This is a genomic window from Bradyrhizobium sp. BRP22, from assembly GCF_020194175.1.
Classification (GTDB): Bacteria; Pseudomonadota; Alphaproteobacteria; order Rhizobiales; family Xanthobacteraceae; genus Bradyrhizobium.
The window spans coordinates 140,866-157,863 of sequence record NZ_JADYVX010000016.1 but is presented as its reverse complement, the minus strand read 5'-3'; the positions used below and the strand labels follow the sequence as shown (position 1 = coordinate 157,863).

At 64.8% G+C, this 16,998-nt stretch carries 15 protein-coding genes and 1 pseudogene; 11 read left to right on the top strand and 5 right to left on the bottom strand.

From position 1 onward, the window contains the following. Positions 1-96, top strand: a pseudogene (locus tag I6F35_RS21000) (IS5/IS1182 family transposase); the annotation flags it as partial. 68 nt (positions 97-164) lie between these two features. On the opposite strand, the gene I6F35_RS20995 reads toward I6F35_RS21000, so the two are convergent. The 3 genes from I6F35_RS20995 to I6F35_RS20985 all read right to left on the bottom strand — a co-directional run bounded on the left by I6F35_RS20995 (position 165) and on the right by I6F35_RS20985 (position 4,727). Then, on the bottom strand, positions 165-1,388 hold the full coding sequence (locus I6F35_RS20995) for an MFS transporter (RefSeq protein WP_225119566.1): 1,224 nt from the start codon (positions 1,386-1,388) through the stop codon (positions 165-167). Between the two features lie 100 nt (positions 1,389-1,488). Further along, a complete protein-coding gene (locus I6F35_RS20990; protein ID WP_225119565.1) occupies positions 1,489-2,730 on the bottom strand; it encodes an MFS transporter in 1,242 nt (413 codons plus the stop codon). A 386-nt stretch (positions 2,731-3,116) separates the two neighbouring features. After that, entirely contained in the window at positions 3,117-4,727 is a 1,611-nt protein-coding gene (locus I6F35_RS20985; protein ID WP_225119564.1) for a glycosyltransferase family 39 protein, read from the bottom strand. A 93-nt stretch (positions 4,728-4,820) separates the two neighbouring features. On the opposite strand from I6F35_RS20985, the gene lepA reads away from it, so the two are divergent. The 3 genes from lepA (at position 4,821) to I6F35_RS20970 (ending at position 8,454) form a co-directional block, all read left to right on the top strand. Next, on the top strand, positions 4,821-6,632 hold the full coding sequence (lepA, locus tag I6F35_RS20980; protein ID WP_225119563.1) for a translation elongation factor 4: 1,812 nt from the start codon (positions 4,821-4,823) through the stop codon (positions 6,630-6,632). A 190-nt stretch (positions 6,633-6,822) separates the two neighbouring features. Next, complete coding sequence (locus tag I6F35_RS20975; protein ID WP_225119562.1) at positions 6,823-7,995, top strand: acyl-CoA dehydrogenase family protein; 1,173 nt, start codon at positions 6,823-6,825, stop codon at positions 7,993-7,995. A gap of 3 nt (positions 7,996-7,998) precedes the next feature. Continuing rightward, the gene (locus I6F35_RS20970) at positions 7,999-8,454 is read left to right on the top strand and encodes a DUF1801 domain-containing protein (RefSeq protein WP_225119561.1); all 456 of its coding nucleotides are present in this window, start codon (positions 7,999-8,001) and stop codon (positions 8,452-8,454) included. Between the two features lie 99 nt (positions 8,455-8,553). On the opposite strand, the gene I6F35_RS20965 is transcribed toward I6F35_RS20970, so the two are convergent. Continuing rightward, complete coding sequence (locus tag I6F35_RS20965; RefSeq protein ID WP_225119560.1) at positions 8,554-10,770, bottom strand: EAL domain-containing protein; 2,217 nt, start codon at positions 10,768-10,770, stop codon at positions 8,554-8,556. Positions 10,771-11,241: 471 nt separating this feature from the next. Here I6F35_RS20965 and I6F35_RS20960 point away from each other — a divergent pair, with 471 nt between their 5' ends. The 7 genes from I6F35_RS20960 to modC all read left to right on the top strand — a co-directional run bounded on the left by I6F35_RS20960 (position 11,242) and on the right by modC (position 16,557). Beyond that, the gene (locus I6F35_RS20960; protein ID WP_225119559.1) at positions 11,242-12,234 is read left to right on the top strand and encodes a tripartite tricarboxylate transporter substrate binding protein; all 993 of its coding nucleotides are present in this window, start codon (positions 11,242-11,244) and stop codon (positions 12,232-12,234) included. A gap of 114 nt (positions 12,235-12,348) precedes the next feature. After that, positions 12,349-13,296, top strand: coding sequence for a penicillin-insensitive murein endopeptidase (gene mepA, locus I6F35_RS20955; protein ID WP_225119558.1), 948 nt, complete (start codon positions 12,349-12,351; stop codon positions 13,294-13,296). A 168-nt stretch (positions 13,297-13,464) separates the two neighbouring features. Beyond that, a complete protein-coding gene (locus tag I6F35_RS20950; RefSeq protein WP_225119557.1) occupies positions 13,465-13,671 on the top strand; it encodes a TOBE domain-containing protein in 207 nt (68 codons plus the stop codon). A 2-nt stretch (positions 13,672-13,673) separates the two neighbouring features. After that, positions 13,674-14,183, top strand: a complete 510-nt coding sequence (locus I6F35_RS20945) for a hypothetical protein (protein ID WP_225119556.1) — start codon at positions 13,674-13,676, stop codon at positions 14,181-14,183. Positions 14,184-14,396: 213 nt separating this feature from the next. Further along, on the top strand, positions 14,397-15,182 hold the full coding sequence (gene modA / locus I6F35_RS20940; protein ID WP_225119555.1) for a molybdate ABC transporter substrate-binding protein: 786 nt from the start codon (positions 14,397-14,399) through the stop codon (positions 15,180-15,182). A 5-nt stretch (positions 15,183-15,187) separates the two neighbouring features. After that, positions 15,188-15,883, top strand: coding sequence for a molybdate ABC transporter permease subunit (gene modB, locus I6F35_RS20935; RefSeq protein ID WP_225119554.1), 696 nt, complete (start codon positions 15,188-15,190; stop codon positions 15,881-15,883). A gap of 2 nt (positions 15,884-15,885) precedes the next feature. After that, a complete protein-coding gene (gene modC / locus I6F35_RS20930) occupies positions 15,886-16,557 on the top strand; it encodes a molybdenum ABC transporter ATP-binding protein (RefSeq protein WP_225119553.1) in 672 nt (223 codons plus the stop codon). Between the two features lie 2 nt (positions 16,558-16,559). On the opposite strand, the gene I6F35_RS20925 is transcribed toward modC, so the two are convergent. Further along, the gene (locus I6F35_RS20925; RefSeq protein ID WP_225119552.1) at positions 16,560-16,814 is read right to left on the bottom strand and encodes a PepSY domain-containing protein; all 255 of its coding nucleotides are present in this window, start codon (positions 16,812-16,814) and stop codon (positions 16,560-16,562) included. Between the last annotated feature and the right edge of the window lie 184 nt (positions 16,815-16,998).

Genomic DNA, 16,998 nt, shown 5'->3' with positions numbered 1-16,998 from the left:
CTCTCCAAAGACTTCGAAGGCTCTGCTGCCACTGAGCTCGCATGGCTGCTCATCGCCCATCTGAGGCTCCTAATTCGCCGCCTGGCCAGACCTTGAAGACGTCTTACGCTTTTTTGAGTCAGGCTCTCAGGATGAGGGTGGTGTGCGTGGCAGCCATCGTGAAGCTACGTACCAGGACGCCCGCGGATCATCACCAGCACGGCCGCGATCAATTCGAGCGCGATGCAGCCGTAGAATGGCAAGGCGTAGCTGCCCGACACATCACGCAACAGGCCGACCACGCCCGGGCCGAACGCATAGGTGATCTGGTTGATCGCCGTGACCAGACTCACCAGCACGCCGAACGAGCGCGGGTCGAATTCGCGCTGTACGATCAAGGCCGGCAGCGTGATCAGATTGCCGACCGAGAAGCCAAACAGGGCGCAGGCCGCAACCAGCGCCCACTCGTTGCGCAGATTGATGATGACGAGCAGCGCTATCGCCTGGCTCACGAAGGACAACGCCGACGCCAATCGCTGATTGAGCCGGTCGATCACGAAGGAGAAGCTCACGCGCCCGACCACCGCCATCGCGGTCAATAGCGCCATCGCCAGCGCCGCGCGCTCGCGGCCGATCACCTGATCCAGGAACGCGATCAGGTGCACGATGAAGCCGACCTGGGCGAACAGCACCAAGGCAAACGCGATCGTCACCGAAAGGAAGCCGAGATCGCGCAGCGCGCGGGCGCGGATCTGCGTCGGTGACGGCCCTCCGGCGGCCGACAGCGCCACCGCCTCGATATGCGCCGGCGGCTGGCCGACGAAGATCAGGATCACCGGCACCATCAGCACGACCATCGCGATGGCCGCCGCGGTCATCGCGCCGGAGAAACCGAAAAAGCCGATGCCCGCGACCAGCAGCGGCACGCCGGCGATGCCGCCAAAGCTCGCGCCATTCAGCGCCAGGCTGATCGCCATGCCGCGCTTCTTGTCGAACCACAGGCCGAGCGTGTTGGTGATCATGCCGAGGCTGGTGCCGGCCCAGCCGAAGGCGAGCACGGCGTCGGCGAGATAGAGCTGCCAGGGCTCGCGCACCTGTCCGACGGCGAGCGCCGCCGCGGCCATGGCGCAGGTGCCTGCGACCAGGCAGGCGCGCGGGCCGAACGCCTTGATCGCCTCGCTGACGAAGACGACCAGCCCTGCGCCCGCGAGATAGAAGAACGTGGTGCCCGACGAGATCAGCGACGCCGGCCAGCCGTGCATGCGCTGCAGCTCGGCGACATAGACGCTCTGGCCGTAAAAGCCGAGCCCCCAGCCGAAGGTCGCGAGCAGGAAGCAGACGACCACGATGCGCCAGCCGTCGTAGCGGAGCGAGGTCTCGTCGGTGCTGGTGTGAGTTGATGCGTCCACGGTTCTTGCTTGTCGTTTGTTACGCCATCACGCGTGTTAGCAGAAACGCCTGGCCATCATTTCGATCTGCGCCGAATTGTCAGCAGATGTCAGCAAGTCCTCAGATACTTGGTTCCGGATACTCATCGACGGTGCGCAACTTCGCGCGCCGCTTCGCGAACGATACGATCGCCAGCACGGCGAGCCCTAGCAACACCGGCGGGAACACCACAAGATTGACCGCCGACCAGCCGTAGCTGGCAAGCAACTGGCCTGATGAGAACGAGCCGATCGCCATCGTTCCGAACACCAGGAAATCGTTGAACGCCTGCACCTTGTTGCGCTCCTGCGGCCGGTGCGTCTCCAGCACCAGTGCGGAGGCGCCGACGAAACCGAAATTCCAGCCGACGCCGAGCGCGATCAGCGTCGCCCAGAAGTGCAGCGTGGTCAGGCCGGAGAGCCCGATCGTCGCCGCAAGCGCCTCGAGCAAGAGGCCGAGCGCGACGATGCGCGGCGCGCCGAAGCGGGCGATCAGCGATCCCGTGAAGAAGCTCGGGCCGTACATCGCGATGATGTGCCACTGGATCGCGAAATTGGAATCGCTGACCGAGAGGCCGCACATCTTCATCGCGAGCGGCGCCGAGGTCATCACTAGGTTCATCATGGGATAGACGATGATGCCGCATAGTGCGGCGGCGATGAAGCGCGGCTGCCGCGCGATCTCGAGCAGCGGCCGGCCGCCATGCAGATCGACCGCGGCGGGTTTTGGCGCATCGACGCCCGCCAGCACCGCCATCGCGACCAGGGCGACGACCGCCTGCACCACGAAGCTGAAGGCGAAGAGATAAGGCGGCCAGATGTCCATGGTCCATTGCACGAGCTGCGGACCGAGCACGCCGGCGAACACGCCGCCCGCCATCACCCAGGACACCGCCTTCGGCCGGAACGCGGCACTGGCGCCGTCGGCGGCGGCGAAGCGATAGGATTGCGCCACCGCGCCATAGAGCCCGCCGAGAAAGGTCGCAACGCAGAACAGCCAGAACGCGCCGCGCAGAATGGCGAAGGCGCCGAGCGCGCCGGTCAGCGCGCCACAGCCGGTGCCGATGATGAAGGCCGCGCGGCGTCCATAGGCGCGCGAGATCGCACCGGTCGGCAGCGTGCCGGCGGCAAGCCCCAGCACATACGTCGACAGCGGCACGGTCGCCAGCGAGACGCTGGGCGCCAGCGTCGCGCCCACGATCGAGCCGGTCGCGAAAATGACGGCCGAGTTGGCGCCGGTCAGCGCCTGCGCCGCAGCCAGCCGCAGCACATTGGCGCGCGCCCGCGCGTCGTCGGCGATCTCCTCGGCGGATGTGGCAGTCATCGACGTTCCCATTCCAAGGCGCCCGGCTGGGAACCCCGCTGTTGCGCGCACTATGGAGAGAGGACGCCGCCCGATCAACCAGCGCAAACGGGCACTCGTCATGCGGGCGGGTGGGGAGGCGTTGCGTGTCTTGGATTACGACGACGCTCGCGAATTTCTCTCCGCCGTCGTTCCGGGGCGTCCGAAGGACGAGCCCGGAATCCAGTTCTCCGCCGGGGTATGAGGCGCAATGGATTCCGGGCTCGCGCTTCGCGCGTCCCGGAATGACGGAGAGTGAGGAGTCCGCGGCCCATCCCTCGAGACGCCGCTTCGCGGCTCCTCGGGATGAGGATGAGTCTGTGGCGCACACGAATGGGTGGGTTACGCTGCGCTAACCGACCGTACGATTACCGCGCAGGCGGCGCGATGTAGACTTTCCAGCTTACGGCGGGGCCGGGGTGGCCGTGGAAGAAGCGGCGCGTGGTCATGATCAGGCGCTCGGCGTGCGGCGCGTTCTTGTCGATCCAGCTCTCGAATGCCGGCAGGCGACCGTCATTGGGATCGAACACGCCGATGAAGCCGAGGCGCTTGGCTTCCGCTTCGCTGGCGAGTCCATTGCTCCAGATCTCGCCCGGCGTAAACGGCGCGGGATGATCGGGGCTGTAGAACACCAGCGGCATGATCACCTCCGTGGTGCCGGCCACCACGGACCAGCGCGAGGCGAATTTGCGGTGCCAGGCTTCGGTGAGCTCGCGCGCCAACTCGGCGCGCGCGCCATAGGTCGCCACGCTGTTCGGATTGGCCGCGATCTCGCGCTCGGCAATGGTCGGCGACGCAAACAGCACGACGATGGTGATGCCGAACCAGATCGCGCTGATCCGAAACAGTGCCATCTTCGGGATCCGCAGCCAGGGGATCGCAACCAGCGCCAGCGGCGTCAGGAAGAACAGCGAGATGCCCCAGTCGGTCTTGATATAGATTTCAAAGAACAGCGCGCCGAGCGGCGGCCCGATCGCGACGATGAGCTGGATGATCCAGACGTTGAGCGCCTGCGAGAGATTGACGCCGGGATTCGGCCCAAATGACCAGTTGCGCGTGAACAAGGTCGACGGCCGCCGCACCAGCGCGCTCCAGCCGAGCGCGAGCGCCGCCAGCACGATGCAGCCGGCGAGCAATCCGATATTGTGGCTGATATAGCCGTTCACCAGGTACAGACTGACCGCGCGATTGTCGATGCTGTAGACATCTCCGGCATAGGTCAGCGGTGCGAAATGGGATTCGCTCAGCCAGACGATATGCGGGATCATCGCCACGATCAGCGTTGCGATCGCAACCCACGGCGCCGGCGAGGCCAGGAAGCGCAGCCGCTCGGGATGGATCAGCGCGGCCAGGCCGATGGCGCCGATCATGGTCAGCACCCAATATTTGGTCATCAGCGCCAGCGCGCCGGCAAGGCCAAGCCAGATGCCCGAAATCGCAGTGCGCTTCTCGAACGCGTAGAGATAGGCCAGCACGACCGGCGGCAGCGTCGCAAGCTGCAGCAGGTCGGCGTTGTACTTGTAGCCCTTGAAGTTGAAGATCGGATAGAGCGCGAGCATCACCACGACGAAGAAGGCGCGGCGGCGGTCGACGACGCGGAGCGCGATCAGCCAGCACACCACGAGGCTGACGCCGACCACCGCCATCGCCAGCGCATAGGTCGCCCAGTCGGTCACCGGGAAGATGCGGAACCAGAGGCCGGCAACCCAGCCCGACAGCGGCGGATGCTTGCCATAGCCGAGCTGGAATTTCTGGCCCCAGGCGAAGGCTTCCGCGACATCCATATGGATGTCCTGCGCGGATTTCAGATTGACCAGGATCAGCGTCCACAGCACGGCATGGGCAAGCGCAAAGCCGGTGACGAACCACAATCCGGTGACGGGATCGGTCGCGCGCGCCGCCAGCCACGCCGCCAGGCGCGAGATCGAGTATTTCCGCCTGGTGCGCGCCGCAATGGGCAGGGTCGATGCAGTTGGCATGCAGCCTGCCTAGCCTGTTTTTCGGGCGAATGAAATCAGCTTGACGTGAAGGAATGGTTGCCGCTTCGGGGTGCGAATGCTATCTCGCGCCCCATGACGACCGTCCCTATTCCGAACATCCGCAACTTCTCCATTGTCGCCCATATCGACCATGGAAAATCGACGCTGGCCGACCGCCTGATCCAAATGACGGGCGGCCTGTCGGAGCGCGAGATGGCGGGCAAGGAACAGGTGCTCGATTCCATGGATATCGAGCGCGAGCGCGGCATCACCATCAAGGCGCAGACGGTGCGGCTGAAATACCGCGCCAAGGACGGCAAGGATTACATCTTCAACCTGATGGACACGCCCGGCCATGTCGACTTCGCCTACGAAGTCTCGCGGTCGCTGGCGGCCTGCGAAGGTTCCCTGCTCGTGGTCGACGCCAGCCAGGGGGTCGAGGCGCAGACGCTCGCCAATGTCTACCAGGCGCTCGACAACAACCACGAGATCGTGCCGGTCCTGAACAAGGTCGACCTGCCGGCGGCCGAGCCCGAGAAGGTCAAGCAGCAGATCGAGGACGTGATCGGCATCGACGCCTCCGACGCGGTGATGATCTCGGCCAAGACCGGCCTCGGCGTGCCCGATGTGCTGGAAGCCATCGTCACCCGCCTGCCGCCGCCGAAGGGCGACAAGGATGCCACGCTGAAGGCGCTGCTGGTCGATAGCTGGTATGACGTCTATCTCGGCGTGGTCGTCCTGATCCGCGTCGTGGACGGCGTGATGAAGAAGGGCAGCCGCATCCGCATGATGGGCACCGGTGCCGCCTATGACATCGAGCGCGTCGGCTTCTTCACGCCGAAGATGCAGCAGGTGGACGAGCTCGGCCCCGGCGAGATCGGCTTCATCACCGCCGCGATCAAGGAAGTCGCCGATACGCGCGTCGGCGACACCATCACCGACGACCGCCACCCGGTGAAGGAAATGCTGCCGGGCTTCAAGCCGGCGGTGCCGGTGGTGTTCTGCGGCCTGTTCCCTGTCGATGCCGACGATTTCGAAACCTTGCGTGCGGCGATGGGCAAGCTCAGGCTCAACGACGCCAGCTTCTCGTTCGAGATGGAGACCTCGGCCGCCCTTGGCTTCGGCTTCCGCTGCGGCTTCCTCGGGCTCTTGCACCTGGAGATCATCCAGGAGCGGCTGTCGCGCGAGTTCGATCTCAATTTGATCGCGACCGCGCCGAGCGTGATCTACAAGATGAAGCTCACCGACGGCAGCGAGATCGAGATCCACAATCCCGTCGACATGCCCGACGTGGTCAAGATCGCCGAGATCGACGAGCCCTGGATCGAGGCCACCATCCTCACCCCGGACGACTATCTCGGCAGTGTGCTGAAGCTGTGCCAGGACCGCCGCGGTTCGCAGAAGGAGCTCACTTACGTCGGCAGCCGCGCGATGGTGAAATACGATTTGCCGCTCAACGAGGTGGTGTTCGATTTCTACGACCGGCTGAAATCGGTATCCAAGGGCTATGCGTCGTTCGACTATCATCTGACCGATTACAAGCCGGCCGATCTCGTGAAGATGCAGATCCTGGTCAATGGCGAGCCGGTCGATGCGCTCTCCATGCTGGTGCACCGCACCCGGGCCGAAGGCCGCGGCCGCGCCATGGTCGAGAAGATGAAGGAACTGATCCCGCCGCACATGTTCCAGATCCCGATCCAGGCCGCGATCGGCGGCAAGGTGATCGCCCGCGAGACCGTGCGCGCACTGCGCAAGGACGTCACCGCGAAGTGCTACGGCGGCGACATCACGCGCAAGCGCAAGCTTCTGGAGAAACAGAAGGAAGGCAAGAAGAAGATGCGGCAGTTCGGCAAGGTCGACATCCCGCAGGAAGCCTTCATTGCCGCGCTGAAGGTCGATAGCTGAGACGCTGTCATTCCGGGGCTCGCGTCAGCGAGAACCCGGAATCCAACGGGCCACTGGCACGGGCGGAGAAATAGATTCCGGGTTCGCGCTGCGCGCGCCCCGGAACGACCCGGGGGCATCACCTTGCCCTCTCCCACCGAATAGGCCACCATCGCGTTCCCGCTCAAAAACAACAACAGCGAGGAAACGCATGAGCAAGGTGGAAGGGTTCGATCTCGTCGCGAAGGCGCGTGCGCTGGCGCCGTTGATCACAAAAGATGCCGACGAGATCGAACGGACGCGGCGGCTGACGGCCGCGGTGACATCCGCGCTGGTCGACAACGGCCTGTACCGGGCGCTGTTGCCGAAACGCTTTGGCGGCAGCGAGGCGACGCTGGAAGCGTTCATGCAGATGCAGGAGGAGATCGCCAAGGCCGATGCCTCCACCGCCTGGTGCCTCGGGCAATGCAGCGTCTGCGCGATGACCGCGGCCTATCTCGAGCCTGACGCGGCGAACGAGATCTTCAACGTCGCGCCGGGCATTCTGGCCTGGGGCGCGATCGCGCACGAGGTCAAGGTGGTGCCGGGCGGCTATCTCGCCAATGCGCGCTGGGAGTTTGCGTCAGGCTCGCGGCAGGCAAGCTGGCTCGGAGCGCATGTGCGCGTGGTCGAACAGGACGGCTCGCCGCGCAAGAAGGCGGACGGCTCGGCTGAAATCCGCACCATCCTGTTTCCGGCGGCCAGCGCGACGATGTACGACGTCTGGGACGTGATCGGGCTGAAGGGCACCGGCACTGATTCCTATTCGGTGGAGAATCTCTTCATCCCGGAGAAATTCGCCGCGCTGCGCGACGATCCTTCGGCCTTGCGCGAACAGGGCCCGCTGTACAAGCTTTCGACCAACATGGTGTTCGGCATGGGCTTTGCCGCGACCGCACTCGGCGTCGCGCGCGCCACGCTGGATGCGGCGATCGAGCTTTCGCGCGGCAAGACGCCGCAAGGGTTGAAGGCCATGCGCGAGAACAATGCGGTGCAGGGATTGATCGGCCGCACCGAGGCGAGCCTGCGCGCCGCCCGCGCCTATCTCTATGCGACCGCAGCAGAGGTCTGGCGCGATCTCGAGCACGGAGATGCGCTCACCGAAGGCCATCGCGTGGCGCTGCGCGTCGCCTCGACCTGGACCATCCATCAATCAGCCGCCGTGGTCGACACCGCCTATCACATGGCCGGCGCCACGGCCGTGTTCGCCGCCAACAGGTTCGAGCGCCGCTTCCGCGACATGCACGCGATCGCGCAGCAGATCCAGGCCCGCGACACCCATTACGAGGACGCCGGCCGCGCGATCCTCGCAGGGAATCTCGGGGGACCGCCGACGACACGGTGAGCGATGGTGAAGAAAGCCGGCAAAAAGTCCTTGAAGCGCGCGGGCGCGCACGGCGCGATGGAGGCGGTGTTCGAGGCCTATCCCCAGCCGGTCAGAGCCAGGCTGAAGGCGCTGCGCCGGCTGATTTTCGCGACCGCCAGGGCGACAAAGGGCGTCGGCGCGCTTGAAGAGACTTTGAAGTGGGGCCAGCCGAGCTATTTGACGCCGGAGACCGGCAGCGGCAGCACGATCCGGATCGACCAGGTGAAATCGGTCGCCGGCCAATATGCCGTCTACTTCCATTGCCAGACCAATCTGGTCGAGACGTTTCGCGAGCTCTATCCGGAGCTGCACTTCAGCGGCAATCGCGCGATCCTGCTCGATGCGAGCGAAGCGCTGCCGGAGGCCAAGCTGCGCCACTGCGTGGCGCTGGCGCTGACGTATCATCTGAACAAGCGGAAGGTGGCGGGCGCGAAGTAAGCCCTCCGTGATTGCGAGCGCAGCGAAGCAATCCATAGTGCCACGCGCTGAGACATGGATTGCTTCGCTGCGCTCGCAATGACGATCGAAGACCTCGGCTTACGCCACCAGTGCTGCTTCGTCGGTGGCCTCGCCGCGCTGGGCCTGCAGCAGGCTGACGATGTCGCAATTGGGCCTGGCGCGGCTGAACAGGAAACCCTGGCCCTCGTGACAGCCTTCGGCGCGCAGGCAGCTCAGCTCGGCTTCGGTCTCGACGCCCTCGGCGGTGATGGTGACGCCGAGGCCTTTGCCGAGGCTGATGATCGAACGCACGATCGCCTGCGCGTCGCGGTTGGAGCCGAGGTCGCGCACGAAGGACTGGTCGATCTTGATCTTGTCGAACGGGAAGCTGCGCAGATAGCTGAGGCTGGAATAGCCGGTGCCGAAATCGTCCATCGAGATGCGCACGCCGAGCGCGCGCAGCGCGTGCAGCGTGGCCAGCACCTGACTGCTCTTTTCGAGCAGCAGCGTCTCGGTGATCTCAAGCTCGAGCCGCCGGGCCGGCAATCCTGACTGGCGCAGCGCATCGGTGACGAGCGAGAGCAGATTGCCGGTGCGGAATTGCAGCGGCGAGAGGTTGACGGCGACGCGGACATCATCCGGCCAGTGCGCGGCATCCATGCAGGCGCGCCGCAGCATCAAACCGCCGAGCGGATTGATCAGGCCGGTCTCTTCCGCGACCGGGATGAACTCGCCGGGCGAGATCATGCCGCGCTCGGGATGCGGCCAGCGCACCAGCGCCTCGAAGCCGGTGATGCGGCCGGTCGAGAGATCGACCAGCGGCTGGTAGAAAGGCCGCAAGCCGTCGTTCTGGATCGCGTCACGCAAGTCCATCTCGATCTTGCGGCGGGTCTGGGCGCGCGCGTCCATCTCGGCCTCGAAGAAGGAGAAGGTGCCGCGGAATTCGGCCTTGGCGCGCGACAGCGCCATGTCGGCGCTCTTGAGCAGTTTCTCGGAGTCATCGCCGTCGCCGGGCGACATCGCAATGCCCATGCTGGCGCCGATCACGATGGAATGGCCGTCGAGCAGATAGGGTTCGCCGATCGCCTCGAGCAGCCGCTTCGCCAACAGCACCGCATCCTCCGGACGCGACACGCCGCCCTGCACGATCGCGAATTCATCGGAGTTGAGACGGGCCAGCGCATCTTCCTCGCGCAAAGTCGAACGCAGGCGCTTTGCAACGCCGCGCAACAGCTTGTCGCCGACGCCATGGCCGAGCGTATCGTTGACGGCCTTGAAACTGTCGAGGCCGAGCACCAGCACCGCAACCTTCTCGGCGCTGCGGCGGGTGTGCAGCAGCATGTCGTCCATCTGCTGGCGCAACAGATTGCGGTTGGGCAGGCCGGTCAGCCCGTCATGCTGGGCCATGAAGGCAAGCCGCGCCTCGGCGCGCTTGCGCTCGGTCATGTCCATCAGCGCCAGCAGCACCGCCGGCCGGTCGCCATGCATCAACTCGCGCGAATAGATCGCCAGATCGATCAACGTGCCGTCGGCCCGCACGTGCTTCCAGGTCCGCGCCGCCTGCTCGTCGCCGTCGCGGCCGCCGATCCATGGCAGTTCGGTGTCGAACGCCTGCAGGCTGCGGATGGTGAGCTTCTCGAATTCGGCACGGCTGAAGCCATAATGCTCGACCGCGGCATCGTTGACGGAAAGGATGCGCTCGCCGTCGAGCGAGCAGACGATCATCGGCACCGGATTGCCGTCGAACAACAGGCGGAACGACGCCTCGCGCTGCTTCAACTCGGTGATATCGACGCGCAGACCGACGACACCGCCGTCCGACGTCAGCCGCTCCTCGATCAGGATGACGCGGCCGTCGGCGAGCTTCTGCTCATGCCGCTCGCCGGGCTGATAGAGCTTCTCCAGCCGCTCGGCGATCCACGCCTCCTCGCGGCCGACCGCCTCGGGGTAATCGCCGCGGGCGACGCCGACCCGCAAAGTATCCTGCAGCCGCGCGCCGCGCTCGAACTGATCGGAGCTGCGGCTATAGATCTCGGCATATTTCTTGTTCCAGAGGATGTAGCGGCCTTCGGCGTCGAGGAACACGATGCCCTGCGGCAGGATGTCGATCGCTTCGCGCAGCCGCTCGTTGGAGCGGCGCGCATCTGCGATTGCAGCCTCGGCCTCGGCGCGCTTGCGCACGATCTCGCCGATCTCGGACGGGATGCGCCGCTTGCTGCCTGTGAGCCTCTGGCCGGGTTTGACCGGACGGCCGGGAATTCTCGCCGCCACCCTGCGCTTCAGTTTCTTAGCCGTTTTTGGCCGCATCTTCGGCATCGACTTTTTGCCCCACACGCACTCCCGCCGGCCAGTTTTCTCCGATAAGTGTCTGAAAAAATGGTATCTTCTGCGCGCCCCAAATTGGAATCCGGCGTTGGACATGCCTCTTTGGAAGGCGAATTTGCGCGTCCCGCAATACCGTCTGACGGCGTGGGCGGGGCGAAAAGCAAATCGAAAGGGCAAATCAGCCATGCGTGCGCGGCAACTTTCCCGCACCGCGCGCAGCGATGCCACGGCCACACTAATGGCGCGTATTCCGCACGAAATTGCGCCATTGCGCGATAGGGTTAGTGCCCGGTTAAGCCGCGAGGCAGCATCGAAGCCATCGCCAATTCGACGAGATCGCCGCATCTGCTGCCGCCAAAAACGCTTCGGGCATCTGCCGGTTCGGGCTATCCTCCATCGCAGGGGACGCCAGGTTGCGGATGGCGGACGAGGCGCGAAACATCGCCTCGGGGAGGGGACCCGATGCGCCAATGCACGCACAATCGATCTCTCACCATCAGTTCACTGCTAGCGGCGACGCTGGTCCTGCTCTCGACATTTGGGCCCGGCGTTGCCGGAGATTATCCAGACCGCACCGTCCGCATCATCGTGCCATTTCCTGCCGGCGGCACCGCGGATGCGATCCCGCGGCTGGTAGCAGATTGGCTGTCGCGCAAATGGGGCCAGCCGGTCGTGATCGAGAACAAGACCGGTTCAGCCGGAAACGTCGGAGCCGAGGAGGTCTACAACGCCGCCCCCGACGGTTACACCCTGCTCTCCGCGCCGCCGCCGCCGCTCGTCATCAACCAGAACCTTTATCGCAAGCTCGGCTTTGATCCGGCGAAGTTCGAACCGATCATCGTGATGGCGCAGGTGCCGAACGCGATCTTCGTCCGCCCGAACGGCATCAACGCATCCAGCGTGCCGGAGCTGATCGACTATTTGCGCGCCAACCCCGACGTGGTCACGGCCGCCACGCTTGGTGGCGGGACCACCTCGCACCTGACCTCCGAACTGTTCGAGACGATGGCCAAGGTGAAACTGCGCCAGATCCCCTATCGCAGCACGGTGCCGGCGCTGCAGGGCCTGCTTGCCGGCGACGTCGACCTGATGTTCGACAATCTCGGCGTCACGATGCCGCTGGTCACGGCCGGCAAGCTCAAGCTGCTGGCGGTGGCTTCGCCCAAGCGATTATCGGCCATGCCCAACGTGCCGACGATCGCCGAAACGCTGCCCGGATTCGAAGCGGTCACCTGGTACGCGATCGTGGCGCCGCCCGGGACGCCGAAGGCGATCGTCGAGAAGATCAATGCGGACGTCAACGAAGTGCTGGCGCGACCGGACATCCGCGCCAATCTGCGAAAGCTCTCCGCGGAGATCTATGGCGGGTCGGTGGAGCGGACCGCCAAATATATGCGCAGCGAAGTCGACCGCTGGGGCGCGGTGATCAAGTCGGCCAACATCGAGATGCAGTGAACCGGTGACGACTGCGGCGAATTCTCTGCTGTGGGAGATCAAGCGATTGCGATCATCCCTGCTGCTCGCGGAACGCCGAATCCATGTTACGGTAACGACGTTCGAGTGAATCCCATGACGTCCCGCCCGATACTGACCCTGCTGTTTCTTGCAGCTCTATCGCTTGGTGCCGACGTGGCGTCGGCGCAGGACAAGGGTTCGGTCAATCCGAAGCCGCTGCCGCCGCTCGCCAATCCCAACGACCCCAAGCTCGGCGCCAAGGAATTGTTCGCACGCAAGGTGCTGCCGGCGGCGATGCCGACGCGGGTGATCGGCTCCTATACCAAGGGCTGTCTCGCGGGCGCGGCGCAGATGCCGATCAATGGCGACACCTGGCAGGTGATGCGGCTGTCGCGCAACCGCAACTGGGGCCATCCCGCGATGATCGCGCTGTTGAAGCGCCTGTCGGCGAGGGTGCACAAGGATGCCGGCTGGCCGGGAATTCTGGTCGGCGACATCGCGCAGCCGCGCGGCGGGCCGGCCTTGAGCGGCCATGCCAGCCACCAGATCGGGCTTGATGCCGACATCTGGCTGACGCCGATGCCGGATCGCAGGCTCTCGCGCGAGGAGCGCGAGGATATGTCGGCGGTGATGATGGTACGCGAGGACAGGCTCGACATCGATCCCAGGGTCTTCACCCCTGGCCAGGTGCTGATGCTGCGCGACGCCGCGCAGGAGCCGGGCGTGCAGCGGATCTTCGTCAATGCGGCGATCAAGAAGGCGCTGTGCCGCGAGGCAAAGGGCGACCGTAGCTGGCTCTCCAAGATCAGGCCGTGGTGGGGGCACGACTACCACTTCCACATCCGCATGTACTGCCCGCCCGGCGCCACCGAATGCGAGGGACAGCCGTCACAGTCCGAGGGCGAAGGCTGCAAGTTCTCCGACCTCGCCTTCTGGTTCTCCGACGCGGTGCTGCATCCCAAACCGCCGCCGATACCGCCAAAGCCGAAGCCGCCGATGACTCTGGCAGAGATGCCGGCTGCCTGCAAAGCGGTGCTGAATGCGCCTGACGCGAGGCAGTAACATCTTCGCCAGGGCGCTATTCCCACGGCGGCTTGATGGGCTATTGTCCAGCCGGCCTGCGCCGCGCGCGCAAGGCGCCCACCGCGGGACGATGGCCCCGCTCATTCAATCAAAAGCCACATAGGCGCGGCAATGACCGCGCGCATTCAACCATTGCGAGGAGCGATCATGCGTCTCAGTGCACGTAACCAGATCAAGGGCACCGTCGTCGAGGTGAAGAAGGGCGCGACCACGTCCCATGTTCGCGTCGACATCGGCGGCACGGTGGTGACGTCCTCGATCACGAATGAAGCGGTCGATGATCTCGGCATCAAGGTCGGCGGCAAGGTCATCGTCGTGGTGAAAGCCTCCGATGTCATGATCGCGGTGGACTAGTCATGCGTCGGTCATCTGTTCTGGTTGCGTTGCTGCTGCTCGGCAGCGCACCCGCACTTGCAGCCGAGGAGCCGAGCGGCTGCGACAAGTTCAAATGGCCGATCGATCGCGAACGCGGCGCGCTGACCGCGCCCGATCGCGCCAAGCTGAGTTCGGGCAACGAACTTGCCGCATTGCCCGCCAGCGGCATTACGCTGACGCTGGTGCCCCCGGCGGAGGCGAAACTGCCGACGGTGCCGGAGCGGGCACCGAAGGACGGCACCTTTGCCGGCTTCATCAGCTTCAAGAATGCGCCCAAGGCCGGCCTCTACACGATCAGCCTGTCGTCCGACGCCTGGGTGGACGTGGTGCAGGATGGCCATTTCCTCAAGCCGAAGGGGTTCAGTGGCGCCACCGACTGCGAGGGCATCCGCAAGACAATGAAATTCGAGCTTTCCGCCCGCCCATTCGTGCTGCAGATCAGCGGGGCCAAGGAGAATTCGATCTCGGTCGCGATCCTGTCGACGGAATGAGCGGCGAATAGACCCGGGCGAATAGGCAAAGGGTCGGCTTTACCCGGGCTGCCGGCCTGTCTATTGTCTGATCATCGCGATGTCCCGACCGACCGTCAGTCCGTTGGGATCACCGGAACGGCGCTTCCGTCTGTCGCAAAATCTCATCGATTCAACCAACGCCCGAAGTGCGCGCGTCATTGGCGCGCATGCGGGCTTGATGGAGCGCCTATCATGCACCGCTTTGCCGGAATTGCCGCCGCTTTCGTGATTTTGCTGGGCTCAGCCGCCTCGCCTGCGACCGCGCAGGAGAAGACGCTGACCGTTTTCGCAGCCGCCTCGATGAAGAATGCGCTCGACGACATCGACGCTGCCTACACCGCAAAGACCGGCGTCAAGGTCAATGCGAGCTATGCCGCCAGCTCGGCATTGGCAAAACAGATCGAGCAAGGCGCGCCGGCCGACGTGTTCGTCTCCGCCGACACCGACTGGATGGACTACGCGATCAAGCAGAAGAACATCAACGAGGCGACGCGAATCAATCTGCTCGGCAACAGCATCGTGCTGATCGCGCCGAAGGACTCCAAAATCGATAGCGTCAATATCAGCGCAGGCTTCGATCTCACCAAGCTTGCCGGTGACGGCAGGATCGCGACCGGCGACGTCAAGGCCGTCCCAGTTGGCAAATACGCCAAGGCGGCGCTGGAGAAGCTTGGCGCCTGGCAGGCGGCCGAGCCGAAATTCGCGATGGCCGAAAGCGTGCGCGCGGCGCTGACGCTGGTCGCCCGCGGCGAGGCCGTGCTCGGCATCGTCTATGCGACCGACGCCAAGGTCGAGCCTGGCGTCAAGGTCGTCGGCACCTTCCCCGCCGACACCCATCCCGCGATCATCTATCCGGTCGCGGCGACGACGACGGCCAAGCCCGAGACCGCTGGCTACCTCAACTTCCTGAAATCGTCGACGGCGAAGACGATTCTGGAGAAATACGGTTTCAAGTACCTGATCACGCCAACAACCTGATACGCGTGTTCGAGATCTCGCCGACCGAGTGGACGGCGATCCTGCTGTCGCTGCGGGTTGCCGTTGTCGCAACGCTGGTCGCGACCCCCCTGGGGATCGCGCTGGCGTGGCTGCTTGCGCGTCGTGATTTCTGGGGCAAGTCGATGCTCGATGCGCTCGTGCATCTGCCGCTGGTGCTGCCACCCGTCGTCACCGGCTATCTCTTGCTGCTCGCGCTCGGCCGCCGCGGCTTTCTCGGCGCCTGGCTTGCCGATCATCTCGGCATCGTGTTCGCATTCCGCTGGACCGGTGCGGCGCTCGCCTGCGGCGTGATGTCGTTTCCGCTGTTGGTGCGGCCGATCCGGCTTTCGATCGAGGCCATCGACCGGCGGCTGGAGCAGGCGGCGGGAACGCTGGGGGCGGCGCCCTGGCAGGTGTTCCTGACCGTGACCTTGCCCCTGGCGTTGCCGGGTGTGCTCGCCGGCATGGTGCTCGGCTTTGCCAAGGCGATCGGCGAGTTCGGCGCGACCATCACCTTCGTCTCCAACATTCCCGGCCAGACCCAGACCATCTCGTCGGCGATCTATTCGCTGATCCAGACGCCCGACGGCGACCTTGCGGCGATGCGACTCGTCATCATCTCCACCGTGATCGCGATGGGGGCGCTTGTTGCATCGGAGTGGTGCGCGCGGCGCGCGACAAGGCGGCTGCACGGAAACTGACCATGTTGCGCGTCGACGTCACCAAGCACCTTGGCGAATTCACCCTTTCGGCCGCCTTCACCAGCGAAGGCCGCGTCACCGGGCTGTTCGGCGCCTCGGGCGCCGGCAAGACCTCGCTGATCAACATCATCGCCGGACTGCTGAAGCCCGACCGCGGCATCATCTCGCTCGACGGCGAGACGCTCGACGACACCGCGGCGCGCGTGCATGTGCCGTCCCACCGGCGGCGCATCGGCTATGTGTTCCAGGACGCGCGGCTGTTTCCGCATCTCAATGTCCGGCAGAACCTCGATTACGGGCGGCGCATGAACCGCTTAGCGGATGATCCGGCGCAGCGCGGCCGCGTGACCGATCTGCTCGACATCGGCGATCTCCTGGACCGTCGTCCCGGAAAGCTCTCCGGTGGCGAGCGCCAGCGTGTCGCGCTGGGGCGCGCGCTGCTGTCGAAGCCGCGCCTGTTGCTGCTCGACGAGCCGCTGGGTTCGCTGGACGAAGGGCGGAAGGTGGAGATCCTTCCCTATCTGATCCGGTTGCGCGATGAAGGCATTCCCATGGTCTATGTCAGCCACGACGCCGCCGAACTGCGCCAGCTCGCGACGCAGATCGTGATGCTGCGTCGCGGAGAGGTGACCGCGTTCGGCGGCGTGAAAGTGCTCACGGGGAGCTCGACGTGATCTTATCGGTCGACATTGAGCACTGCACCGGTGCGGGCATCGACATCAACTTCCATATACCGCCCTTCGATATCCCGCCCCTCGATTTGCCATTCGTAACCGGCAAATTCAGCGTCAGATACCGTTACAATGCCGAGGTCAGTCGCGATCGCCAGTGCTCTCTGCATTGATATCAGATCGCCTGAGTCATAAGCCCTGGCCTGTGTCGCGATCCCGAGGGTCATAACCGCAACCGTCGCGAGGATGAGTTTTCGCATGGGCTCACTCCTGGTGTCATCTTTCGTCACCCCTTGCAAAAGCCCTCACGGCATATTCGTTCCCCATTTCTCAGCGAAGTGCGCGGTTCCGCAGGAGTTGCGACCGCTCGTTGGCCGCGATTTGGCGACAAAACGACGGTTTCGCCGCGTGGCTGTGCAGGATCGAGCAAGGTCCGAAGATGTC